The sequence below is a fragment of the Vibrio marisflavi CECT 7928 genome, assembly GCF_921294215.1.
Lineage (GTDB): Bacteria > Pseudomonadota > Gammaproteobacteria > Enterobacterales > Vibrionaceae > Vibrio > Vibrio marisflavi.
In genome coordinates this window covers 2184666-2208911 of record NZ_CAKLDM010000002.1, presented here as the reverse complement: position 1 = coordinate 2208911, position 24246 = coordinate 2184666, and the positions used below count along the sequence as shown (strand labels likewise).

The following is a 24246-nucleotide window of genomic DNA, read 5'->3' as shown; positions in this document are numbered from 1 at the left end:
TGTTGTATTTTCTTTAGCGTCTGAGTAGTTAGGTTGGAAAGCAGACTTAATATTAAGTGTGGCTAAATCTTCTAGGTTATCAACTCAAAAGTTTGCAAGTTATTAATAAAACTGATTATAGGTCACAGAGTTAAAGTATGAGGTTTCATGGCTAAGACAAAACGAGCGTATGTGTGCAACGATTGTGGCGCTGATTTTCCACGCTGGCAGGGACAATGTAATGCTTGTGGAGCTTGGAACACGATAACAGAGGTGAGATTGGCAGCGTCACCGTCTGTGGCTCGAAATGAACGTTTGTCTGGCTATGCAGGCACAGCTAATGAATCCAGAGTACAAGTCCTCTCAGAAATTGATCTGCAAGAAGTCCCTCGTTTTACCAGTGGTTTTAAAGAGCTGGATAGGGTGTTAGGTGGCGGCGTTGTTCCCGGCGCAGCTATCTTAATTGGTGGTAACCCCGGCGCTGGTAAGTCGACGTTACTACTGCAAGCTATGTGCTTTCTCGCTTCACAAATGCCAACCTTGTATGTCACGGGTGAAGAATCACTTCAGCAAGTTGCCCTTCGAGCATCACGTTTAGGTTTGCCAAAAGACAACCTTAAAATGCTCTCTGAGACTAACGTCGACAAGATTTGCCAAGTAGCAGAGCAAGAGCAGCCGAAAATCATGGTTATTGACTCAATACAAGTGATGCATGTTGGTGATGTTCAATCCTCACCGGGAAGTGTTGCTCAGGTAAGAGAGTCTGCAACAGCGTTAACTCGTTACGCGAAACAAAATAATGTCGCGGTGTTTATTGTTGGTCATGTAACCAAAGACGGCACATTAGCAGGCCCTAAAGTACTGGAGCATATTATTGACTGTTCGGTGCTATTAGATGGTGGCAGCGACAGCCGTTTTCGAACTCTTCGCAGTCATAAAAACCGTTTTGGTGCGGTAAACGAGCTGGGTGTTTTTGCTATGACGGGGCAGGGGCTTAGAGAAGTGAGTAACCCGTCAGCGATATTTTTGTCCCGCGGGGAAGAAGAAACTTCTGGCAGCTCGGTGATGGTTGTATGGGAAGGGACTCGCCCGCTTCTTGTCGAAATTCAAGCTTTGGTTGATTACTCTCAATTGGCTAACCCAAGACGAGTGGCGGTCGGCTTAGAGCAGAACCGATTGTCTCTATTGCTTGCTGTGTTGCATAAGCACGGCGGCTTACAAATGGCTGACCAAGATGTGTTTGTTAATGTCGTCGGCGGCGTAAAGGTCACTGAAACCAGTGCCGATCTTGCGTTAATCATGGCTTTGCTATCGAGTTTCAAAGACCGAGCATTAGCGAAAGATGTGGTAATTTTTGGTGAAGTGGGCTTAGCAGGAGAAATTCGTCCAGTGCCGAGTGGTCAAGAGCGCTTAATGGAAGCATTTAAGCATGGATTCAAACGCGCCATTGTTCCAAGTGCTAATATGCCAAAAAATGGCATAGAAGGTATGCAAATTCATGGGGTTAAGAAACTTTCAGAAGCAATTCAGGCGTTTGATGAGTTATAAAATTGCGAAAAATGTAACAGCGCCAGTCAGGATAACTCACTAACTATGTTCACTATTGTGGTTAAACTCAGCAATAATCTGCTAAATTTCGCACAAAAAACGCAAACTCCGCATAATTAATAAGGGTTAACAAAGTTTTTTACTTTCTCTAGCACACAATGCTATCAGTCTTGACAGATTGTGGTATACTCTGCGCGCATTTTATATCCTATTAATAGAGTAAGACAATGGCAGATTTATCGAAATACAGAAACATTGGTATTTTCGCGCACGTTGATGCGGGTAAAACAACTACCACTGAGCGTATCCTGAAGCTAACTGGTCAAATCCACAAAACTGGTGAAGTTCACGATGGCGAATCAACTACTGACTTCATGGATCAGGAAGCTGAGCGCGGTATTACTATCCAGTCTGCAGCTGTAAGCTGTTTCTGGAACGATCACCGCCTAAACGTTATCGATACTCCTGGACACGTTGACTTCACAGTAGAAGTATATCGTTCTCTTAAAGTACTAGACGGCGGTGTTGGTGTATTCTGTGGTTCTGGCGGTGTTGAGCCTCAGTCAGAGACTAACTGGCGCTACGCTAACGAATCAGAAGTATCTCGTCTAATCTTCGTAAACAAGCTAGACCGTATGGGTGCTGACTTCTACAACGTTGTTGACCAAGTTAAAAACGTTCTAGGTGCTAACCCACTAGTTATGGTTCTACCAATCGGTCGTGAAGACGATTTCGTTGGTGTTGTAGACCTATTAAGCCGTAAAGCATACGTTTGGGATGACTCTGGTCTTCCTGAGAACTATGAAGTTCAAGATATCCCTGCTGATATGTTGGATGACGTTGAAGCTTACCGTGAAGAGCTAATCGAAACTGCTGTAGAGCAAGACGATGACCTAATGGAAGCTTACATGGAAGGTGAAGAGCCTTCTATCGAAGACATCAAGCGTTGTATCCGTAAAGGTACTCGTGACCTAGCGTTCTTCCCAACTTACTGTGGTTCTGCATTTAAGAACAAAGGTGTTCAGCTAGTTCTTGACGCAGTTGTTGATTACCTACCAGCTCCAACTGAAGTAGATCCTCAACCACTGACTGACAAAGAAACTGGTGAGCCAACTGGTGAAGTTGCTACAGTATCTGCAGAAGAGCCACTACGTGCTCTAGCATTTAAGATCATGGATGACCGTTTCGGCGCGCTAACATTCATCCGTATCTACTCTGGTGTGATGAACAAGGGTGACACTATCCTTAACGCTGCTACAGGTAAAACTGAGCGTATCGGCCGTATGGTTGAGATGCAAGCAGATGAGCGTAACGAGCTAACAACTGCACAAGCTGGTGACATCATCGCTGTAGTTGGTATGAAGAACGTTCAAACTGGTCACACTCTATGTGATCCTAAGCACGAGTGTACTCTTGAGCCAATGATCTTCCCAGAACCAGTAATCTCTATCGCGGTTGCACCGAAAGATAAAGGTTCTACTGAGAAAATGGGTATCGCGATCGGTAAAATGGTTGCAGAAGATCCATCTTTCCAAGTTGAGACTGATGAAGATTCAGGTGAAACTATCCTGAAAGGTATGGGTGAACTTCACCTAGACATCAAAGTAGACATCCTTAAGCGTACTTACGGTGTTGAACTAACTGTTGGTGCTCCTCAAGTTGCTTACCGTGAAACTATCACGCAAGCAGTTGAAGATAGCTACACGCATAAGAAACAGTCTGGTGGTTCTGGTCAGTTCGGTAAGATCGACTACCGTATCAAGCCAGGAGAGCCAAATTCAGGCTTCACGTTCTCTTCAACTGTTGTTGGTGGTAACGTACCTAAAGAATTCTGGCCTGCAGTAGAAAAAGGCTTCGCGTCAATGATGGAAAACGGTGTTCTAGCTGGCTTCCCAACTCTAGACGTTGAAATCGAACTATTTGATGGTGGCTTCCACGCAGTTGACTCATCTGCAATCGCATTTGAAATCGCAGCGAAAGGTGCATTCCGTCAATCTATGCCTAAAGCTGGCGCGCAACTTCTTGAGCCAATCATGAACGTTGACGTGTTCACTCCAGAAGATCACGTTGGTGATGTAATCGGTGACCTTAACCGTCGTCGTGGTATGATCAAAGACCAACAAGCTGGTGCTACTGGTGTTCGTATTAAAGCTGACGTTCCTCTATCAGAAATGTTTGGCTACATCGGTCACCTACGTACTATCACTTCTGGTCGTGGTCAGTTCTCTATGGAGTTCGCTCACTACGCACCATGTCCACAAAACGTGGCAGACGAAGTTATCGCTAAAGTAAACGAAGAGAAGAACAAATAATTCTTTTTGAACTTTAGAATAAAAACCCTCGACTCAGTCGAGGGTTTTTTTTTGCTCTCTACTTTTCTAGCCTTACTGTAGTTGGTGAAGTGCAAGTTTTAGGGCTTTTATGCTAATAGTGAGGTACTCCGCAAAGTACTAGCTAGAGTGTTGCTTGCTTGAGAAAGTTAGTCTTTAACAATAAGTATTTGTTAAACGAATAATGGAGCTCTAGTTTGAGTCAAGGCAAACCCTTTTTGTCGAAGTTCGGTTATTGGTTGCTAGTGTGTGTCATCGTGTTTACCAGCATTCTCGTTTACAAAGTAAACAAAACTCTTCATATCACAGAGACAAAGAAACAAGAATATGCAGGCCCAATACTTCAGCAAGCCTTTGGTATTGATTCATCGAACCCGTTTGTCATCCAAATTCCAGAACAAGAAACGTTTGTTAATATCAGTGAAATTAGCGAAGACAAAGGGAGTATTTATGGTGGCTACCAAGACGAGACAGGGAGCGGAACGGTAACGATTGATATTAACTTGTTATCACTAATAGGAAGCGAGCAAGAGAAGGCGTATACCGGCTTAATGATTGTCTCAAATGAAGCGCTTGAGACTTATACATACTACGTAGCAACCTACAAATATAATCGACAAACGGAGCATATGGAGTTACTTGATAGTGCTCGTCTTGGTCAGGATATTTCGATTGATGCCTATGAGCCTAGCAATGATTTGGTTCATATAGAGCTTACAAAAAATACTAACCACTTAAATAACTCGCAGGTTGATATCGAGCGATTATCAATCATTGCCTGCATATCTAAGGCTTACAGCATAGATCTACTTCAAGAACGGCTTCACAATTAAATCTCGCACACAGAGTTTCCGTATCGACCTTACGTTTGTTTTCGTTCGCTATTTCTTGGTATCGATCATCTCAGCTTGAATAGGAAATTGCTCTCGAAATAATTCCGCTTCTTGTTTTATCCAAGTATGAAAATGCTGTATTTTTTCCCGCTTGAAGTAACTTTTAGGAGCACAAAGAAAATATTTATACTTTGGTCTTACTGCCATCTCTCCAATGCAAACCAGCTTTTCCTCCTTGATATAGCGAGCGGCAACAGAATGTCTGACAAGTGCGACTCCCTGAACCGCCAGCGCGCCTTCTAGAACAAAATGAGAACCACTGTACTTTAATGTGGAACACCCACCAGAATAGCCAAAATGACTGAGAAATAGTTTCCAATCCATGTCTGGCCACATATCTTCAATTAGCGCTGCTTTCGATAAGTCACTGATTTTATAAATGCCATTATTTTTTTGATAGAGCGGGTGACACACTGCATAGATCGCATCGTCCATTAACCAGTGTGCTTCAACTTTAGAATAGTTGCCTTCACCATAGCGGATGCACAGATCGACGCTGGATTGTTGGAAGTCTATTAAGCGATTGGAGGGCTCTAGAAGTATTGAGATTTGTGGGTATTGTTCACGAAATGATATTAGCTTGGGAATCAACCAGTTTTGGGCAAAAGAGGGTAGGGTTGATACTGATAGTTGTTCAGGGTTTGGATCGCTGCTTAGCAGCCGCACGCCTTCAAAAATATGAGAGAACCCTTTCGCTGCCTGATCAAAAAGCAGCACACCTTCATCGGTCAAGACAACTTTTCTATGTTGGCGAATAAACAAGTCAGTGCCCAGCCATTGCTCTAGCAAACGGATCTGCTGGCTAATCGCTGCTGGTGTGATAAACAGTTTCTCAGCCGCCAACTTTAAGCTGCCTTGCTCGGCGGCGACATAAAAATAATACATTCCCTGTAGCGGAGGCATTTTGTTTTTCACTTAAGAATTCCTTAACTGACTGTCAAAATCTATCGTTTGAGCGACAAAGCATATTGGTTAATTATTACTCTACACAAACAGAGGTCAAGGAGCTTATTATGCATGTCTCAACAGATTACAAACGAAATGGTTTACTTGATAACCTGAATAGTTTGATTAAGAAATTCTACTCGGCGGTATTAATTTGGCATCGAAACTACAGAACTCGTCAGCAGCTATCTGAATTACCAGAGCACCTATACAAAGATGTAGGCTTGACCAAAGACCAAGTCAACCAAGAGTTAAACCGACATTTTTGGAATTAGTTTTGGTAAAAAAGGTAGAGCGCTTTATATAAGCGCTCTATTTCTGTTGGAACAAATCACTCTTCCCAAACGACAAGCTGATCTTTAGGCCAATTGTGGCCAACTTCATGATACTTTTGCTCTAGAACATGACGCTTGATTTTTAGAGTTGGAGTGAGGATCCCGTTCTCTATGCTCCAAGGATCTTTAATCATCAGTACTCCTTGAATTTGAGAGTGGGACTCTAAGCTAGCATTGATTTTTTCGATCACCTTATGTGTTGTCCGTTCATAGCGTTGTCGATCAAAGTTAGGAAAATCATGAGGTACAACGAGTAAGATAGGAGCAGGCAGTCCTAAGCCAATTAAGCACATCATTTCAACGCGGCTATATTCAAACAGCTTTTTCTCGATAGGAACAGGAGCAACAAATTTGCCTTTGGCGGTTTTGAAGGTGTCTTTCTTCCTCCCTTGGATAAACAAATAGCCATCTTCATCGACGTAGCCAATATCTCCTGTGTGTAACCAACCTTCGCTACCAAAAGAATCTTGCGAAGCAATGTCATTTTTATAGTAGCCAGAGAACATGCCTTGAGTGTGAACCAAAATTTCTTCATCCTCGGCTATTTTGATGTCGATGCCTGGCCCGGGTTTTCCTACGGAACCAATTTTGTCTTCACGGAATGGATAATTTAATGTGCTGTATGCAAAAGACTCTGTCATGCCCCACGCTTCGGTAATATTGAGTCCAACCGAGTGATACCATTCTAAAAGAGCAGGAGAAACAGGAGCGGAACCACAGCCTAGTACACGGGCTTGATGTAGCCCAAGACCTGTTGCGATCTTCTTTTTAATTAGGGAGTTAACAAAGGGTACTTTTAGTAACAGGTTTAGTTTCGCTTGAGGTAGCTTGTCTTGAATACGCTGTTGGAATAATGTCCATAGCCTCGGAACAGAAATGAATATTGTCGGCGTGTGCATTTTTACATCTTCAATGAAGGTGTCTAAAGATTCTGGGAATGCAGTGACGACTCCTCCCATTGCGGATGTACCGAATACATAGACTCGTTCAGTAATATGAGCAAGAGGTAAATATGAGAACAATCTGTCATTTGGTTCAATCCCGACATGATCTATAAGCTGTTTCACTGACCAGTTAAAGCCGCCATAGGTTAGTATGGCTCCTTTAGGTAATCCGGAAGTGCCAGAGGTATACACTAGCGACATCATATCTTCATCACTATGTATTGGCCTTTCTGTAGCGGGTTCTGCCTCACTGATCAGCAAACTGAAATTGTGATTGCAAGAAGGGGCAGAGTCGTAAGGTAGAGATATACTCGTAACGTTTGTTAACTTAGACAACACAGATTGAGTAGCTGTTGAATCATCGAGTTTACCGGCTATTAATATCTTGCTCTCACTATGAGTAATGCAATACTCGATGGTTTCCTCTCCCGCAGTAGGGAAGATAGGCACGCTAATGAAATTGCCAAGCATCATTGCCAAATCACAAATAAACCATTCTGCGCAGTTCTTAGAGATGAGAGCCACTTTATCTCCGGGCTGAGCTCCAAGCTTTTTTAATACCGAAACAAACTTCAATGCTTTGTCTGCAACTTCAGCATAAGTAAACTCAACAAATTGGCGGTTAATGATTTGCTTTAGATATACGTCATTGGGCCTTTCTTCCGCCCATTTTAGGATCATCTGATCTGGGGTAGGTAAAGACGTATTTGATTGGCTGATTTGATCGGGCTGAATCATTCTCTAACTCCATTTACTCTAAGACAGCATTACCTTTTGGATGTCACTTCATTTTGTAGGCTAATGATGTTTGGTATGACTGACAGATAGTGGTCAACATTTTAAATGTTAATATAAGGTTAACAATAACAGTAGAATCTTATGCAGGGAAGCGCTTGCAGGTCTATATGAATCAATAGAGTGATCTTGTTAGTGTATTTGCCTAAATAGGCCCGGGCTGACCCCTGTTTTCTTTTTGAAAATACGAGAGAAGTAAGAGACATCTTTATAGCCACACTGATAAGCAATAAAAGCAATTTTGGACTTTCTATCATCGATAAGTAGCTGCTTTGCCAATGTTATTCTCTTTGTTGTTAAATAATCTCTAAAGCTCATTCCCACGGAGTTGTGGAATACCTTAGAAAAATAAGTGACAGAATAGTGGCAATACTCCGCTATATCTTCTTCTTTTATCGTTTTAGATAGGTTTAATTCAATGTATCTCAGTATTTCGAGTAAGTTTTTACTGATGTTTTGATTAGAAAGTTGTGGTTCGTTTTTATGTATATCGATAACCTCTTGATGTGAGGTGAAGTTATAATGAATATTTTTACTAAGTTGCTCTACCCAATCTGATATGTCCCCTTTGTCTACATCGAAACTGTTCACAACAATATCTAAACTCAGTATTTCCTCATCAACACTCCCATTGTGAATAATGATCAATGACTTATTAAGATTTTGACAAATTTTTACTGAAGTTAATAACAAGGGGTTATTCTGGTTTTTATCAAAGTAGAAGAAACAAAAGTCAATGTCAGGCTCACTTAATACAGAAACATCATGGCCACTTTCAATTACTTTGAAGTAACGTTCAATACTACTTAAAGTATCTCTTGGAATGTAAGAAATTGATTTTCCAATCCAGTGACCTGTATGTAACACGTCCATATAGCATTGCCTTTAATCCATAAAGAAATAATCCCTAAATTTAGGTTAGGCAAACCAAGCCAAAGCGCAAGTACTCTAATTTCACCTACTTTTGGACAATAGCTCTAGGTTGAGTTCTCAAATTCAATAATTATGTGATTGTTGTCACATTGATGGTTAAGGTATTAATTGTCAAGTATCAAAGTTGAGAATATATGAATGATTTTTGTATTTCATTTTCTCATATTTGATACTGATATTTATAAATCTATGAAGTTAAATGTTTTAAATTAAAACTGTAGATTTTATTTTTTTTGGAATATGACTGTATAAAGACACGTATGACAAAAAAATAACACTAATCACATTTAGTACAGTGTTTTATAGACTAAAAAAGTACTAGAAGTGAGTAAAAAAATCCTAACTATTACTGAGGTGAAATCCTAGATTATAGAGTAAGCAATTCACGAAGATTGCATATATAAAGGAAGGAGACCATAAAATGGAAAAACTAATGCAAAATATTAAAGCATTTATGCAGGACGAAGAAGGTTTAACAGTTGTTGAGTATGTTGTTGGTGCAGGTTTGCTTGTAGCTGGGTTAGCAACACTATTTACTAACTTCGGTGCAACGCTAGATACTCAATTAAACGCTATATTCACCTAATATAGTTTCGTAGCAATTACTTTAATTTTGCTCAAAATGTAAATTTTCTGTTAAGTAAACTTACGCAAAATTAGAGTAACCGTCTACTATTTATGTTACTGGTTAGTTTGATTTAGATGGTATTACAACTGTCTTTTTCATAACGGCCAGTAACATTATTTTAGGGGGGCGGACAATGAGAAATGTATTAGAAAAATATTATGTATTTCTTAAGGATGAGGAAGGTTTAACAGTCGTTGAGTATGTTGTTGGCGCAGGATTGCTGGTGGGAGGGCTCGGGATTTTTTTTAGTGGCTTTTCCGGAACATTAAGCGCTGCATTTTCTGCCGTGTTTTCATGATTGCTTTTTGGATCCTGAGTTATGGCGGCTGAAATGTTTACTTATACTTATTATCTTATATGGCTTGTTTTTATCACAATTGCTGTATTCGACGCTAGAGAGCATCGCATTCCCAATTATGCACTTCTGTTAGTGCTCGTGACGGCGATCATACACAAAGCATTTTCAGCTAGCCCAGCTCCATCTCTAATTGAAGCCTTTATAGGCGCACTTTTCATGTTTGGTTTTTCATTCGTGTTTTTTATGCTTCGAGCGATGGCTCCCGGGGACGTAAAACTACTTGGCGTAGTTGGGTTTGTTGTCGGCTGGCATCATTTATTAGATACCGCATTTTGGATTGCGGTATCGACAGTTATCGTTGGCAGTTTTTACGCTGTTTATCGATTGGCAGAACGGCCAGAATTAGCCCAGACGACAATGTTTAAATATTCGGTGATTGTTTCTGGAAAAGGAAGAGATCTTATCTCCAATGATGTAGGTGCAAACAAGCTAAGGATGCCGTTTGCGCCGATTGTAGTTATAGGACTTGCATTACATCAATACTTTTAAGACAAGGAGTCTCTATGACAGCAGCCTATCAGGAAGGGTTACATAGAGAAGAGTTAACACCACAAGCAGATGCACCCAAAGTACCGACATCATTTGAGGACTTAGGGGTTCCCAAAGTCGTGCTTGAAAACCTATTGCTTAAACACCTTTCCGCTTACCCCAAATCTGACATCCTCCACTTGACCCGCTCTATGGGTATTAATAGCCACCTTATTGAAGAGATGCTCTCAAATTTACGTAAGAAATCCAAAGTCGAGGTTTTTCAAGCCTCCCCAGATGGTTTTTTGTCACAAGGTTCTGGGGGGAACAGTGGTGGTGCAGTTAGATATGCTTTGTCTGAATCAGGCCTGCAAGAAGCCGATGTTGCGTTCGCTAAAGACGCCTATCTAGGGCCTGCTCCAGTATCGCTAACTGACTATGATGAGATGGTTAAAGCACAGGATGTCCGAATTAGAGTGGTTACGAAGGACGATGTGACTCATGCTTTAAGTGAGGTCTATGGGGCCGAGCGTTTGATTGGTGTTATTGGACCCGCAATCAATTCGGGTAGAGCGCTTCTTCTATATGGAGATGCGGGCACAGGTAAAACTTTTGTTGCCACAAGAATCCTTAACTCGCTCAATACGTCTGTCTATATTCCTTATGCTGTTTATGCTGCAGGTAACATCATCAAAGTATTCTCTCCTCAACACCATAAAAAACTAACAGCTCCTGATGACGAAAATAGTTTTGTCTTCAAAGAACAATTTGATCGCCGCTGGGCGCTGTGTGAGAGACCAAGCATTCAGGTAGGTGGTGAGCTTACTATGGATATGCTCGAAGTTAATCACACTGAGCACAACCGAGTTTGGATTGCCCCTTTGCAAATGATGGCTAATAACGGCATTTTCATCATAGATGATTTAGGGCGTCAGCCTATGCCTGTCGATACATTATTGAACCGTTGGATCGTTCCAATGGAGTATTTCTTCGACCATTTAGCGCTGCCCAATGGTCAGCAAGTCACCATTCCTTTCATATTGACGTTAGCTTTCTCAAGTAACTTGGATCCTGAATCGATTGCAGATCCCGCATTCTTACGGAGACTTGGTTACAAGATTCAATTCTATCCGCTGAAAGATCATGAATATCGCGCGCTATGGGAAAAGATCGCGGGTGGTCGTCAGCTCAATCTCGAAGAGTCAGTATTTGACACACTATTTGATTTACACAGCCGACACAGTGTTGGTTTCTATCCCTGCTTACCAAAGGACATGATTGGTATCAGCAGAGATATTATTGCGTTTGAAGAAACACCTCCAACAATTACACCAGAGATTGTCTCTCGTGCATGGGAGGTTTATTTCACCGCTGATGGAAAAGGAGGAGGAGCAAGATGAGTAGAAATCAAGCCGTTTTACTATTCTTGCTATCCATTATATTTGGTTTAGGAGCGGTATTTTTTGCCAAACAATGGATGGATAGGCAAGCACAACCACAAGTGGAAGTCGAAGTGGTCGAAAGGGAACCAGTGGTGGTGGCAGCTCAGGAAATACCAGCTGGAACCATTATTGAAGAGCAACACTTAATGACCAAGCTACTTGAGAAAGATTGGCGTAGTGACGATCAATTCGGTTTGCCAGATGAAGTGGTTGGCAAAGTCGCTGCAAATGTTATCTACAACGGAGAGATTGTTCATCCGCTTCGTGTTGCTGTCCCAGGGGAAGGGTCGACGTTGGCATCGCTTATAGAAGAAAATAAGCGAGCGGTGACAATACGAGTCAATGACGTTATCGGTGTTGCTGGTTTTCTATTGCCCGGCAACAAAGTTGATATCTTAAGCACGGTCAAATATAACAAGCGCTATGCGACGACTTCAACTGTTCTGAAAGACATCAAAGTTTTGGCGGTTGACCAAACTGCAAAAACCCAAGAAAACAAACCCATTATAGTTCGAGCCGTCACCTTAGAAGTCTCTCCTAAAGAAGCTGAAAAGCTGCTGACTGCGAAAAGCAAAGGTGAAATACAGCTAGCACTAAGAAATCCCCATGAACCTGAAGAAGTTCCAAGGAAACGTTACGTTGCACCGAGTGTAACAGTAATAAAAGGAACGCAGTCTTCGAACATTAGAGTGAAGGATTGAGGTGTAAGATGAAAAAAATAACGATCTTAATTTGCCTCTTACTGACGAGTAGTTTCTATGCAGTGGCATCTACACAAACAGGGAAAGTAGTAAAAGTTCCTCATCATAAATCCACCCACGTACAGCTAGCTGGAAAAGCTAAACGTGTCTCACTGGGTGATCCAGAAGTCTTAGACTTCGTAATGTTACGCTCAAATGAGCTGTTTTTGATTGGTAAAAAGCTGGGTACAACCAACTTGATGGCTTGGGATTATCGTGGCCGATTGATTGAAGCGATAAACATAGAAGTGACACACGACCTCAACAGCTTGAAATCCAAACTGTATGAGTTTTTACCGGATGAAAAAATTGAGGTTCACAGCTCTCAAAATCGTTTGATCCTGAGTGGAATGGTGTCCAGCCAAGCCAAGATGAATGTAGCACTTAGAGTGGCAGAAACTTACGCTGGTGGTCAGTCAGTTGAAGTTGTTAAAGGCGGTGGTTCTGGTTCGGCTGCAGGTACTGAATCACTAAGCGAAAATGTGCAAAAGTCAGGCATTATCAATTTGATGACTGTAGGTGGTTCACAACAAGTCATGCTTGAAGTGACGGTAGCGGAAGTGCAGCGTTCTTTAATCAGAAAATTTGATGCCAACATAGCATTTTTCAATACGGGCGATCATTTTGGAGCAGGGATAGCCTCAACTGCTTCGTCGATATCAGGAATCACACCTACCTTGGGTTCTCCTAGCATTGATGCTTCAGATTACGGCATCTTAGGTGGTTTTGTTGATAGTCGGAATACCTTATCACTTGCCCTTGATATGGCGAAGGAGCAAGGCGCGGCAAAAATCTTGGCAGAGCCAAATTTGACCGCATTGAGTGGATCTAAAGCAGAAATGCTTGCTGGTGGTGAGTTTCCTATTCCTGTCTCTCAAGACAACGATACCGTTACCATCGAGTACAAGGAATACGGTGTTGGGCTGAAGTTTATTCCAACAATACTGAGCAACCAGAATATCAATTTAGAGATGGCTGTGGATGTCAGTGAAATAACTACGTCTTCTTCGCTATCAATTGATGTTATCAGTGATGCTAGTTACCAAATTTACCCGATAACCCGTCGAAGTGCCTCGTCTACTTTAGAGCTTGCTGATGGGCAAACCATTGGTATTGCAGGCTTATTGAGTGAAACAGTTAAAGATGCTGCGAGGAAGTTTCCGGGGCTGGGCGATTTACCAATCTTAGGTCAACTATTTAATAGTTCTGCCTATATTAAAGGTGAAACAGAACTCGTAATTTTGGTCACAGCGAGACTCGCGAAAGCAGTGGATAGAGATAAGGTAGTACTGCCTACCGATCTGTTTATGGAGCCAACGGATATGCAGTATTACTTGCTGGGTAAAAGCCCTTATGTTGCAGCGCTTTCAGTCGCTCCAAAAGCAGGAGCAGAAACTGAGGGACCTGTGACAGACTTTGTAGAATACCCTGATGGCGGTACGGAAGGGACATTTGGACACAGCTTTTAAAGTTAAGGAAATGAACATGGATAAGTCACTAATTACATTAGCTTTAGCTAGCTTGTTCTTGGTCGGTTGCTCCAGTAATGATGCGCCGCTGGGCTCTACGGTGAACAGCTTAATTCAGGCTCAAACTTACGACCCTGATGCAGCAAAGAACAATTTAGAAATTATTACATCTGGCAACGGTGAAAGATTGGAGAATGTATACCAAACTTATACTAGTGCTAAAGAAGTTGAGTTGGAAGGAACATCAAGTCAAGTTTTGGAGGAGTCTTCTAATTAGCGCTCAAGGAATGAGTTATGTTTTTGAAACTAAATTACTTAAGGTGTCTTAATGAAATTAAAGGCACCAATATCATTTTCAGACGGTTTGTGGCAGGACTGTCACAGGGTTATTTTGTTTGTAAGCAATATTGCCTTTCTAACCCGTATCGTCGAATAAGTTTCAACAATCAAAATACTCATTTCTTCGAAACGTTACCTCCCTTTCATATGAGGCTGCTGTGTTATTGCCAAATAAGGAGGGTGTTATGTTAAAGCACGCGAACAAATCATCACGGAAAAAGAATTGCGGCCTTGCTGCTGTAGAGTTTCTTATTACTTTACCGATTTTATTTACTCTGCTTGCTGGCATTGCCGAAGTAGGTAATGCGTTCATTACCTACAACACAATTAACAAAATGGTTCAGCATGCCGCAAGGTATTCAGTTGTTGATATTTATGGCACATCTGGCTCGTCAGACGTCGCTGATTATAGTGTTATTCGAAACATGGTGGTTTATGGAAATGCAGCTGGTACAGGTGACGCTATGGTGACTGACCTGACCACGTCAGACGTTGGTATTACCGAAGCAGGTAATTACGTAACCATTACTGTGAACTACACCTATCAGCCTATGATGGGGGCTTTTAACTCAACTATTGATTTTGCAGTACCTCTGAATGCTTCTGCGATGATGTACACAGGAGGAGCCACACCATGATTTCCAAAAAGCAATCTGGTTTAAGTATCATCGAGTTTACCATCGTTTCTTCTGCTTTGGTGCTGCTGGTGCTAGGTGTCGTTAACTTTGGTCACTATGTGTACTCAATGCAGGTATTAAGTGATGTGTCGAGAACGGCAGCTCGACTAGGGACAGTTTGTCATGTCACTGATTTAGGAGATATTCCCGGCCTTGCTCTTGCGGATAACGTACCTACTGGATTCACTGCAGCAAATATTGATGTCGATTATTTAGATGATGGTGGCTCTGTTGTGACAGGGACACTCACGGACAACGCTGTATTTACTACAATTCGATATGTACGGGCCAGAGTAGTTGACTACGATTATCAGTTTGTCGGATTTCTAAACTTTCTAGGTGATGACGGTGCTTTGACTGTGCCAGAGTTTGAATCCACGTTACCAGTCGAAAATCTAGGCGTACATGCAGATGGTACATTTACAAACTGTTAAGGGGACGATAAATGGGAGAAGCAGTGAAGCTTTCAAGGAACGAAGAAAATACGCTTAGGCTGAAAACCAGCTTGAGTATTTGGGTGTTCTATTCGAGCGATCAGTTTCGAACCCATATTTCGAATGAACTATCTAAAAGCGAGAGTATTTCTTTTGAAACTATCTCGATGCACAGCCTTGTCGTTTCGAACCTGTCTCAGTTCAATTTACCGGATTTAATCTTTGTTGAAACAGGGCCAAACTGGGCGCAAAAGATAGTTGAGCTTCAGCAATTTGAAGGACCAATCAATGATGGTCATGAAGCTTCTCTCATTGTTTTTGGTAATGAAAGTGATAATGGCGCACTGAAAATCGCATTGAGAATCGGTGCAGCTGATTTTGTTTCAGACAAAATAGGTTTCTCAGATCTTATCCCAATGCTGAAAAGCGTTGCGGAAGATAAAGTCGCGAGCCGAGATTTAGGGGAGCTCTTTGTTTTTGTGAACACCAAAGGTGGTGCAGGCGCGTCGACTTTGGCTTTAAGTACAGCATTGAACTTAGTAAAAAAGGCCCCCGAAAAAGTCTTGCTACTTGATTTAGATTTGCAGTTTGGTGTGAGCGATGATTACCTAAATCTGACTTCCAAGTATACGTTAGCAGATGCGATTGCCAATGTTTCTGATATGGATGAAGTGTCACTTGGGTCAATCGTTACCAAACACTCCTCAGGACTTCATTTGCTTGGCTTTAAACATGAAAATAGCCAAGAGAATTTTGAAAAGGCCCATCACATAGCCAAATTACTCCCCGTATTAAGGGAAGTCTACGAATACATAATCGTCGATATGTCTCGTGGTATTGACCGACTGTTTTCTTCCGTTGTTTCTCCAGCCAATAAAGTCTTTTTAGTGACCCAGCAAAACCTAGTTGCAATCAGAAATACAACTAGGATTGCAAAGGTATTAGCTCTGGAGTTCGGAATAGGCAAAGAACACATAGAGGTCATACTGAATCGTTATGAAAAGCGTCAGTCAATTAAGGTTCAAGATGTAGAAGGGACTATTGTCGGGGTAAATGTGCACATTATTCCCAACGACTTTAAAGTCGCATTTGAGAGCGCGAATCTAGGTAGGCCGTTTGTTGAGACGAAGAAAAAAAGTGCAATCGCTAAGGCGGTAAAAGAATTTACTACTAAACTTTTACCACAAGAAGAATTAATCAAAAAACAGGGTTTCTTTAGTCGTCTGTTTTCCTAATAAATAGGGAGCATCCATGTTTTTCAAAAGAAAAAATATTAATCCTGATTTTCAGGAGCGGGCGTCGTCTTCGTCTGATTCACAAGACGGTGGAGGCTCAGGAGAGTCATCTCATTATTTGCAAGATGAAGAGCAAGTAATGCAATCAGCTGATTCAGAGCCTCGGCAAGGTGAAAGCGTCGTTGATAGGAAGCGCCGTGAAGTCGAAGAGCGTGAAAAAGCGGTTGATGAAGCGAGAAAGCAAATTGAGCAAGAGCTTGATACTAAACACTATTATCATCAGCGCCTACTGGAGACGTTGGATCTAGGCCTGTTATCGACGCTAGACAAAGAGCGAGCGAAGAAAGACTTACATGATGCCATAGTTCAGTTGATGGCAGACGATCAGACTAAAGCACTGAGTGCCGAAGGGCGCAAACGAATCATCAAACAAATTGAAGACGAAGTGTTTGGGTTAGGTCCACTAGAGCCGCTACTAAACGATGCAACTGTTTCGGATATTTTGGTGAATGGGCCAAAAAGCATTTTCGTTGAAAGGCGCGGTAAACTTGAAAGAACGCCCTATACCTTCCTAGATGATCGCCATTTAAGAAATATTATTGACCGAATCGTAAGCCAAGTTGGTCGTCGAATCGATGAATCTTCTCCGATGGTAGATGCTAGGCTCTTGGATGGCTCTCGTGTAAATGCCATCATTCCTCCTCTAGCACTAGATGGAGCATCGGTCTCGATTCGTCGTTTTGCCGTTGAAAAACTGAATATGGAAAACCTTCTAGGTTACAACTCGTTGTCTGAACAGATGGCGAAGTTTGTAGAAGCGGCCGTGAAAGGTGAGCTGAACATATTGATTGCGGGTGGTACTGGTTCTGGAAAAACCACCACTTTGAATATATTTTCCGGATTTATACCACAAGATGACCGAATCATCACCATTGAAGACTCGGCGGAGTTGCAATTGCAGCAGCCACACGTTGTCCGTTTAGAAACTCGTCCAGCTAACTTGGAAGGTAAAGGAGAAATCACGCAGCGAGATTTAGTGAAAAACTCCCTTCGTATGCGTCCAGATAGAGTGGTGCTTGGGGAGGTGCGGGGTAGTGAAGCGGTAGACATGCTCGCTGCAATGAACACAGGTCACGATGGTTCACTGGCAACAATTCACGCCAACACACCTAGAGATGCATTGAGCCGTGTTGAAAACATGTTCTCAATGGCTGGGTGGAATATTTCAACGAAGAACTTACGTGCTCAAATAGCATCAGCCATCCACTTAGTTGTGCAAATGGAGAGACAAGAAGATGGTCGCCGTCGGATGGTGAGCATCTCAGAAATCAATGGCATGGAAGGAGAGATCATTACCATGTCAGAAATATTTAAATTTCAAAGACAGGGTGTCGACGAAGAGGGCAACGTCATCGGTTATTTTACCGCCACAGGTGTTGTTCCTGCGTGTCACGATGGACTCTCTAAAAAAGGTCTGCACTTGCCGTTTGAGATTTTTAATGAGACATACCAATAGGAGACAAAGCGATGGGAGATGACGCAACGCTCTTTTATGTTTTGTTATTTTTTGCCGTGGTATTTATATCTCAAGCATTAATTTTGCCGGCAGCAGGAAGCAAAGCAAAACACAAAGAGTTATCGGAACGACTAAAAGCGACTCAATCAACATTAGATGAACAGAGTCGCTCACTGTTACATGAACATTATTTAAAGAGCTTAACGCCCCTGGATCGAAGACTCGTTGATATTAAGGTTTTTTCAGACTTGAAAAAATCGATAGAGTTGTCAGGTTTTGACTGGACGTTAACTCAAACTCTGACGGTGACTATGGTTATCGGTGTAGGCCTTAGTGGTTTAGCTCTTTTGTTGGGGCAACCTTGGTATGTGTCGGTGGCTGCATTTGTAGGTACTTGGGTAATCATGCACTTTGTACTGCAAAAGAAAATATCTGACAGATTAGCTGCATTTGAAGAACAGCTACCAGATGCACTCGATATCATGCGCCGGATGCTGCAGGCTGGTCAACCGATAACTCAGTCCTTTAATGAAGTGGGAAACGAAATGCCCGAGCCGATTGGCAGTGAGTTTAAGAATACCTTTAACTTGTTGAATTACGGCTATGACATGCGCCTTGCAATTATGCAGATGGCTGAGCGAACGCCGACAGTTGCGATGTTGGCCTTCTCTAGTGCGGTACTGCTGCAAAAAGAAACGGGTGGTAACTTATCTGAGAACTTAGAAAAAGTCTCTCATGTGCTTAGGGCTCGCTTTAAGTTAGCTCGTAAAATTAAAACTATCTCCGCTGAAAGTCGTCTTTCCGCTTGGATATTGGTTTTGTCACCTTTTATTCTTTTTCTAGGATTATCGATACTGAACCCAGGTTATATTGAGCCGCTTTATACTGATCCTAGAGGGATGACGCTAATAAGCGGAGGGATCGTGAGCTTATTTTTAGGCTCTATTTGGATAAGAAACATAATAAACTTCCAGGTGTGATATGAACGAAATACTCAACTCAATTGCGCAAGTGAAGTTCGATGAAGAGATGATGTTTCTTATACTCATTCTTGTGTCAACTATTTTGGTGTTTGTCGCAGCGTCCTTTATCTTTATTGGTGCTAAAACAGCAACTCAAAGAAAACTTGATGAAATTAAAAGTGAAGCAGGCGGCAATAAGTTACCTAAATCCAGCAAGATAGATAATACTCTTGAATCACTTGCTCCAATTATTGCACCTAAAAGCGTCAAAGAACGTGAAACGACGCGCCACAAACTTATGCATGCGGGCTTCCATGAAGCCAATGCTTTAACAATATTCTATGCGATAAAACTTTGCTCATTCATTATTGGTGCAATGGTTGCCGCTGGTTTGTATTTCTTTATGCCAGATTTGAGTAATTTGACGCTCATTATGATTGCTTCTGTTGCAGTCGGTATGTACGTGCCGAACATTATACTCGGCCGGTTTGTAAAACAGCGCCAATCAAAAATCAAAGGCGGTATTCCTGATGCTTTGGATTTATTGGTTGTTTGTACAGAATCAGGTCTTGGCTTTAATGCCGCGTTAAGAAGGGTTGCCGATGAGCTCATGATTTCACACCCAGACTTTGCCGATGAGCTGGATACCGTTTGTGTCAAGATTAAAGCGGGCGTAGAAATGCAAGATGCTTTTGCAGAGCTGGTGAAACGTACGGGTGTTACCGAAATTACTGGGTTAGTGAATATGCTGGCACATGCATCTAAAGTCGGCGGCAGTATCGCACAGACCCTACGAGAATATACTGAAGATTTTCGTGACAAACGTAACCAAGAAATCGAAGAAATTGCTGCGAAAATTCCGACTAAAATGATATTTCCGTTGTTGCTGTTTATTTGGCCTTGCTTTTTTATCGTCGCGATTGGGCCTTCTATGTTGTATATCAGTTCAACGTTAGGCCAATAAGGGAACACTATGAAAGGATTCAAAACTTTAGTTTCGCTGGCACTAATTATGTTGTTGAGTGCATGTGCGAGTAAAAAGGAAGAGCCAAAATTTGATCACTCTTTATATGATGGTCGTTCTATCGATACATTGACGACTGAAGAGCCAGCCGTCAATGAACAAGAGGCGATTAGTCGAGGCGATCTTGCGTTATCAAACGGTAATATGGATCTCGCTCTTTACGAGTACATAAATTCACTCTCCTACCCAGAAGCGGTTCATCAAGGAAAAACCCTTTACAACATTGGTCGAATACACCAAATGAGAGGCAATTTGGCGTTGGCAGAAAAAGCTTATTTAATGAGCTTGGAGTACGATCCGAAAAATGTCTCAGCGTTAGAACAACTTGGTGTTCTCTATAGCCGTTCCGGTGATGTAGAGCAAGGGTACACCTATTTTTATCGAGCTCTGGATTCTGATCAAGAGCGCCTTAAAAGCACTAATAGGTTAAAGATGGGCGACATAGTGACGGTAAAAGGTGTCGCTGATTTGAAAGTGGATAAGCGTTCTCCATCGCTTGCTTATATGGGCTTGGGGGTATTAACCGATCTCAAAGGCGATCATTTACTGGCTCAAGAGTTTTATACCAAGTCGTTAGAGATCAACCCAAGATCGGTGAAAACGTTAATTAACATAGGCTACTCCTACTATATGTCTGGCGACTATGTGAAAGCACAAAGATTTGTTGTCTCTGCACTGGAGAAATCTCCTAACAATGAGAAAGCGCAAAATAATTTGGCGCTCATTTATTTAGCTAAGGGAGAAGTGAAGCGAGCTATTAACGTCTTTATGCGCCAGATGGACGCCGCCGAAGCGCTGAATAATGTTGGCTATTTCCTTATTTTGCAAGGTAAGCCTGAAGAAGCGATCCCTTATCTTGAGCAAGCGATAGACAAGAAGCCAACCTACTATAAAGTCGCCAATGAAAACTTAGAAAGAGCGTTGGCTGAGGTTCGAGCTAAGACGGTGAAAGCATCAAACAGTCAATAAAATGAGGTGATACTAGAAGGTGGCTTAGGCCACCTTCTACGTTTATAGGCTACGTTTAAAAGTACCAGATGTATTAGTGAGTCTTCTCAAAGTGCCATTCACTGTTAAGATCAAATGTATCCATATAACTGATGAAAAAGTTTTCATTCTTTCTATCTTGAGCCGTCATCGCATAGCTTTCATTTGTTGAGCGTTCAGCAAACAAAGCGTAGTGACGTAGATCTTTAATGACAACCTTTCTAGCCTCGGGACAAATTTTGTTTTTGAAGTATTGGTTCCTGCGGCTATTTAAACATTCCAGTAGCTTCTCACCGCCATTGGTACGGTTTTGATAGGCCTTGGTTTGCGTCGCGCAGGAGACGAAGCACAATTCTTGTAACGTCTTGCAACTCTGAAACTTGGATCGCTGCTCACTCGTTTGGCAGGCTTGCATGACAGAGTGTTTCATTTCTTCGAATAAACAAATTTTGTCTTCTACCAATTTTTTAAACTCTACTTCATTGCTGTAGAAGGTACATACTGAGTCTTGTGCTTCGACTAATTGCTTTAGAAACGTAGAGTAGTGCTTACATTGCACTAATTTCTTACGCATCTCGTTATGTATATTGATAGGGAAGTTGCTAGAGCTTCCGATATAGGTGTTTTTAAAGTAATCCAAGATATCTCTTTTATGGATGAAAGAGACAGGCGCGATTTTAATCAGCTCTCCACCTTTCTCATTTAGCTTACGTTTTCCATGTAAAATATCTTCAGTATCTGAAATGAAGAATGCTCCCTCACTTATGCAGCACTCCTCTGCTGAATCAAAAACTATATCTCTGTATTTTCTATTCTTGAGAATTCCTTGAAAGTCCATTTTGCACATATCCATGCCTCTCTAACTATTAGTAACAACAATGACTCCACTTAATATGATAAAAGTTGCAAGGTTACCGAGTGGTTATATCCAAAAACTATAAGGCAAACATCAAGTAACGATAGCTACGTAGCTACTTAAAAGAACCATGCAGACTATCCAGCCTATGGGAAGCTTTACGGTTTTAAACAAGAAAAGCAGAGCCAATATAAACACGATGTCGACAGGTGAGTGAATCGCGCTGGTAGAGATTGGTGTATACAAAGCGGAGAGAAGTAACCCAACAACCGAAGCATTGACTCCGTTCATCACGCCAGCAAGTTTGGTGTTGTTTGATAGAGTTTGCCAGTGTGGCATCGCGGCCAATATCAAGAGAAATCCAGGTAGAAAAATGGCGACGGTTGCCAGTAATGCACCAGCAAAGGGTGAACTAGGTAGTAGCTCGTATCCCAAGTAAGTGGCGAATGAGAACATTGGCCCGGGAACAGCTTGTGCTGCAGCGTATCCCGTTAAAAAGCTATTTTGAGACAGTTGCTCCCCTACAATGTTTTGCAGTAGCGGTAGAGCTACGTGACCACCACCAAATACTAAGCTTCCTGCTTGAAAGAAGTCATTGAATACTGAGAACTTTGCGTTCAATGAAAATAAAGGTAGAACCAATAGCAGAAAACCGAATATCGCTAGAGGGAATAACGAACTGATTAATTTATTTGAACGGCTTTCTTGTTTTGAAGCGATTGTGCTCGAACTTAAATAAAATCCACCGATGAGGGCGGAAAATACCAGCACATAAAGCTGCGTACTGACTGAAGGGGCTAGCAGTAGGCTCGCAGCCGTAATAAAGCACAAGAATGTGGTTAATTTGCTAGTGCAGAAGTTCTTAAACATGCCCCAAGTAGCGTCGGCTACCACAACAACAGCGAGTAGCTTTAGCCCGTGCACTACGTTTTGGAAGTAACTAGAATCATTGATCTGTTGAGCGACAATCGCTAGGGCAAGCATCAGTACGACAGACGGTAGAGTGAAGCCTAAAAACGCAGCCAATGCGCCACCAAGCCCCCCTTTTTTGTAGCTAAGTGCAAAGCCGACCTGACTAGAGGCTGGACCTGGCAAAAACTGGCTCAACGCAACTAACTGGGCATACTCTTTTTCTGACAACCATTTTAACTTTTCTACAAACGCTGTTCGAAAGTAGCCAATGTGAGCGGCTGGCCCACCAAAGCTCAGGCACCCTAAGCCGAAAAAAATCCGAAATATTGAAAACATTCCTTTGTACTCATGTTCTATAAATTGCGTCTAGGTTAAGAAATAGACTAGTATTATTCAAATTGATAATTTTTATACTCACTATGAATGAAATAGGATGGTATGCAAAACTATAACTGGAAGGGTGTTGATCTTAACTTGCTGGTGTCATTCCAAGCCCTATATCAAACACATAGTGTCAGTGAAGCCGCGAAACGATGTTATGTAAGCCAGTCAGCGATGAGCCATTCTTTGCAAAGGTTAAGAGTACTATTTGATGATCTGCTTTTTCAGAGAGTAGCCAGCAGTATGCAGCCAACGCAGCGGGCGCATAACATTTCTTCTTATATAGACCAAATTCTCGCAACGATTCAGCATGACTTATTAAAAGAAAAGCCATTCTCAGCGCAGGAGTTTGATGGAGTTTGGCGCATTGGCCTGACTGATTACGCGGAGCAGCTTTTTGCGGCACCAATATATGACTGCTTGAATCAAAGATCGGCGCAGTCTCAAGTCAGCTTTATACATGTCGACCGGTCGAATTACACTCGGGTGGCAAAGGAACAGCAACTGGACTTGATAATTGGCAGCATTACCGACTTGAATAGTGAGTTTACGTCAGAGCATCTATATCAAGAAGAACATGTTTGTCTGTATGACCCAGTAAAACTCGTATTTCAAAACCCTATGACACTGGAAGAATTTGTGCAGGTTGAGCATGCGTTAGTTAGCCCAGACGGAGCGTTGGCTACAGCAGTAGACAATAAGCTGAACAAGTTAGGCCAGAAAAGGAGGGTAGCGGCTTCCTCTCGAAACTTTTTGACTGTACAACGTTTGGTGATTGGTAGGAAAATGATCTGTATCGTGCCGAAACGTTCAGTGAGTAACACTCTTCTTAGCTGCGTAAAACCACCTGTCGATGTGCCTAACTTTGACATAGAGTTAATCTACTATAAATCTCAAGAAAACAGCCCAAAAAGCACTTGGTTGAGAGAGCAAATCGCTGCTGTCATCCACACTGTTGCACAGTGATACTTAGAGTGCTGTTGCAGCTTTTTGATATATAAGCGTAAAACAGGTGCCAATTCTTGTTAAATACCTAGCCCAATTTTATTGAGTAATTACTGAACAAATTATGAGCTGTTGTGAGTATTCAATACTATAATTAGTAGATAAGAAAGT

The 24246-nt window shown here is 41.9% G+C and carries 24 protein-coding genes; 19 read left to right on the top strand and 5 right to left on the bottom strand.

The window, feature by feature from the left end:
- The first annotated feature begins 147 nt into the window (after window positions 1-147).
- The 3 genes from radA to L7A31_RS16875 all read left to right on the top strand — a co-directional run bounded on the left by radA (window position 148) and on the right by L7A31_RS16875 (window position 4690).
- Window positions 148-1527, top strand: a complete 1380-nt coding sequence (gene radA, locus L7A31_RS16885; RefSeq protein ID WP_237362936.1) for a DNA repair protein RadA — start codon at window positions 148-150, stop codon at window positions 1525-1527.
- Between the two features lie 227 nt (window positions 1528-1754).
- Window positions 1755-3839, top strand: coding sequence for an elongation factor G (fusA, locus tag L7A31_RS16880; protein ID WP_237362935.1), 2085 nt, complete (start codon window positions 1755-1757; stop codon window positions 3837-3839).
- Between the two features lie 215 nt (window positions 3840-4054).
- A complete protein-coding gene (locus L7A31_RS16875; protein WP_237362934.1) occupies window positions 4055-4690 on the top strand; it encodes a hypothetical protein in 636 nt (211 codons plus the stop codon).
- Window positions 4691-4738: 48 nt separating this feature from the next.
- Here the strand turns inward: L7A31_RS16875 and L7A31_RS16870 are convergent, their stop codons facing one another.
- Window positions 4739-5665, bottom strand: coding sequence for a LysR substrate-binding domain-containing protein (locus L7A31_RS16870; RefSeq protein ID WP_237362933.1), 927 nt, complete (start codon window positions 5663-5665; stop codon window positions 4739-4741).
- A gap of 98 nt (window positions 5666-5763) precedes the next feature.
- On the opposite strand from L7A31_RS16870, the gene L7A31_RS16865 reads away from it, so the two are divergent.
- Window positions 5764-5970 (top strand): DUF1127 domain-containing protein, encoded by a 207-nt coding sequence (locus L7A31_RS16865; RefSeq protein WP_237362932.1) that lies wholly within the window; start codon window positions 5764-5766, stop codon window positions 5968-5970.
- A 56-nt stretch (window positions 5971-6026) separates the two neighbouring features.
- Here the strand turns inward: L7A31_RS16865 and L7A31_RS16860 are convergent, their stop codons facing one another.
- Complete coding sequence (locus L7A31_RS16860) at window positions 6027-7712, bottom strand: AMP-binding protein (protein ID WP_237362931.1); 1686 nt, start codon at window positions 7710-7712, stop codon at window positions 6027-6029.
- A gap of 189 nt (window positions 7713-7901) precedes the next feature.
- A complete protein-coding gene (locus L7A31_RS16855; protein ID WP_237362930.1) occupies window positions 7902-8642 on the bottom strand; it encodes a helix-turn-helix domain-containing protein in 741 nt (246 codons plus the stop codon).
- Between the two features lie 481 nt (window positions 8643-9123).
- On the opposite strand from L7A31_RS16855, the gene L7A31_RS16850 reads away from it, so the two are divergent.
- From L7A31_RS16850 to L7A31_RS16785, 14 genes are all read left to right on the top strand, one after another.
- Entirely contained in the window at window positions 9124-9288 is a 165-nt protein-coding gene (locus L7A31_RS16850) for a Flp family type IVb pilin (RefSeq protein WP_237362929.1), read from the top strand.
- Window positions 9289-9463: 175 nt separating this feature from the next.
- Entirely contained in the window at window positions 9464-9628 is a 165-nt protein-coding gene (locus L7A31_RS16845; protein ID WP_237362928.1) for a Flp family type IVb pilin, read from the top strand.
- Window positions 9629-9649: 21 nt separating this feature from the next.
- Window positions 9650-10177: a prepilin peptidase gene (locus tag L7A31_RS16840; protein WP_237362927.1), complete on the top strand. Its 528-nt coding sequence runs from the start codon at window positions 9650-9652 to the stop codon at window positions 10175-10177.
- A 14-nt stretch (window positions 10178-10191) separates the two neighbouring features.
- Window positions 10192-11556, top strand: coding sequence for an ATP-binding protein (locus L7A31_RS16835; protein ID WP_237362926.1), 1365 nt, complete (start codon window positions 10192-10194; stop codon window positions 11554-11556).
- Window positions 11553-12299, top strand: coding sequence for a Flp pilus assembly protein CpaB (cpaB, locus tag L7A31_RS16830; RefSeq protein ID WP_237362925.1), 747 nt, complete (start codon window positions 11553-11555; stop codon window positions 12297-12299). Before L7A31_RS16835 ends, cpaB begins: the two co-directional genes overlap by 4 nt.
- A gap of 8 nt (window positions 12300-12307) precedes the next feature.
- On the top strand, window positions 12308-13807 hold the full coding sequence (locus L7A31_RS16825; protein ID WP_237362924.1) for a type II and III secretion system protein family protein: 1500 nt from the start codon (window positions 12308-12310) through the stop codon (window positions 13805-13807).
- A gap of 16 nt (window positions 13808-13823) precedes the next feature.
- The gene (locus tag L7A31_RS16820) at window positions 13824-14084 is read left to right on the top strand and encodes a hypothetical protein (protein ID WP_237362923.1); all 261 of its coding nucleotides are present in this window, start codon (window positions 13824-13826) and stop codon (window positions 14082-14084) included.
- 247 nt (window positions 14085-14331) lie between these two features.
- Window positions 14332-14784: a TadE/TadG family type IV pilus assembly protein gene (locus L7A31_RS16815; RefSeq protein ID WP_237362922.1), complete on the top strand. Its 453-nt coding sequence runs from the start codon at window positions 14332-14334 to the stop codon at window positions 14782-14784.
- Window positions 14781-15257: a TadE/TadG family type IV pilus assembly protein gene (locus L7A31_RS16810; RefSeq protein WP_237362921.1), complete on the top strand. Its 477-nt coding sequence runs from the start codon at window positions 14781-14783 to the stop codon at window positions 15255-15257. The genes L7A31_RS16815 and L7A31_RS16810 overlap by 4 nt, the downstream gene beginning before the upstream one ends.
- Before the next feature lie 11 nt (window positions 15258-15268).
- Entirely contained in the window at window positions 15269-16492 is a 1224-nt protein-coding gene (locus tag L7A31_RS16805) for a CpaE/TadZ family protein (RefSeq protein ID WP_237362920.1), read from the top strand.
- Between the two features lie 16 nt (window positions 16493-16508).
- Window positions 16509-18008 carry a TadA family conjugal transfer-associated ATPase gene (locus L7A31_RS16800; protein WP_237362919.1) on the top strand — a complete coding sequence of 500 codons (1500 nt, stop codon included), beginning with the start codon at window positions 16509-16511 and terminating at the stop codon, window positions 18006-18008.
- An 11-nt stretch (window positions 18009-18019) separates the two neighbouring features.
- Window positions 18020-18988, top strand: a complete 969-nt coding sequence (locus L7A31_RS16795; RefSeq protein ID WP_237362914.1) for a type II secretion system F family protein — start codon at window positions 18020-18022, stop codon at window positions 18986-18988.
- Between the two features lies 1 nt (window position 18989).
- The gene (locus L7A31_RS16790; RefSeq protein WP_237362912.1) at window positions 18990-19934 is read left to right on the top strand and encodes a type II secretion system F family protein; all 945 of its coding nucleotides are present in this window, start codon (window positions 18990-18992) and stop codon (window positions 19932-19934) included.
- Between the two features lie 9 nt (window positions 19935-19943).
- Window positions 19944-20963 carry a tetratricopeptide repeat protein gene (locus L7A31_RS16785; protein ID WP_237362910.1) on the top strand — a complete coding sequence of 340 codons (1020 nt, stop codon included), beginning with the start codon at window positions 19944-19946 and terminating at the stop codon, window positions 20961-20963.
- Between the two features lie 73 nt (window positions 20964-21036).
- Here L7A31_RS16785 and L7A31_RS16780 read toward each other — a convergent pair whose 3' ends face one another.
- Entirely contained in the window at window positions 21037-21819 is a 783-nt protein-coding gene (locus L7A31_RS16780) for a hypothetical protein (RefSeq protein WP_237362904.1), read from the bottom strand.
- Between the two features lie 111 nt (window positions 21820-21930).
- A complete protein-coding gene (gene chrA / locus L7A31_RS16775) occupies window positions 21931-23085 on the bottom strand; it encodes a chromate efflux transporter (RefSeq protein ID WP_237362902.1) in 1155 nt (384 codons plus the stop codon).
- Window positions 23086-23187: 102 nt separating this feature from the next.
- Here chrA and L7A31_RS16770 point away from each other — a divergent pair, with 102 nt between their 5' ends.
- A complete protein-coding gene (locus L7A31_RS16770) occupies window positions 23188-24096 on the top strand; it encodes a LysR family transcriptional regulator (protein WP_237362901.1) in 909 nt (302 codons plus the stop codon).
- Window positions 24097-24246 lie beyond the last annotated feature (150 nt).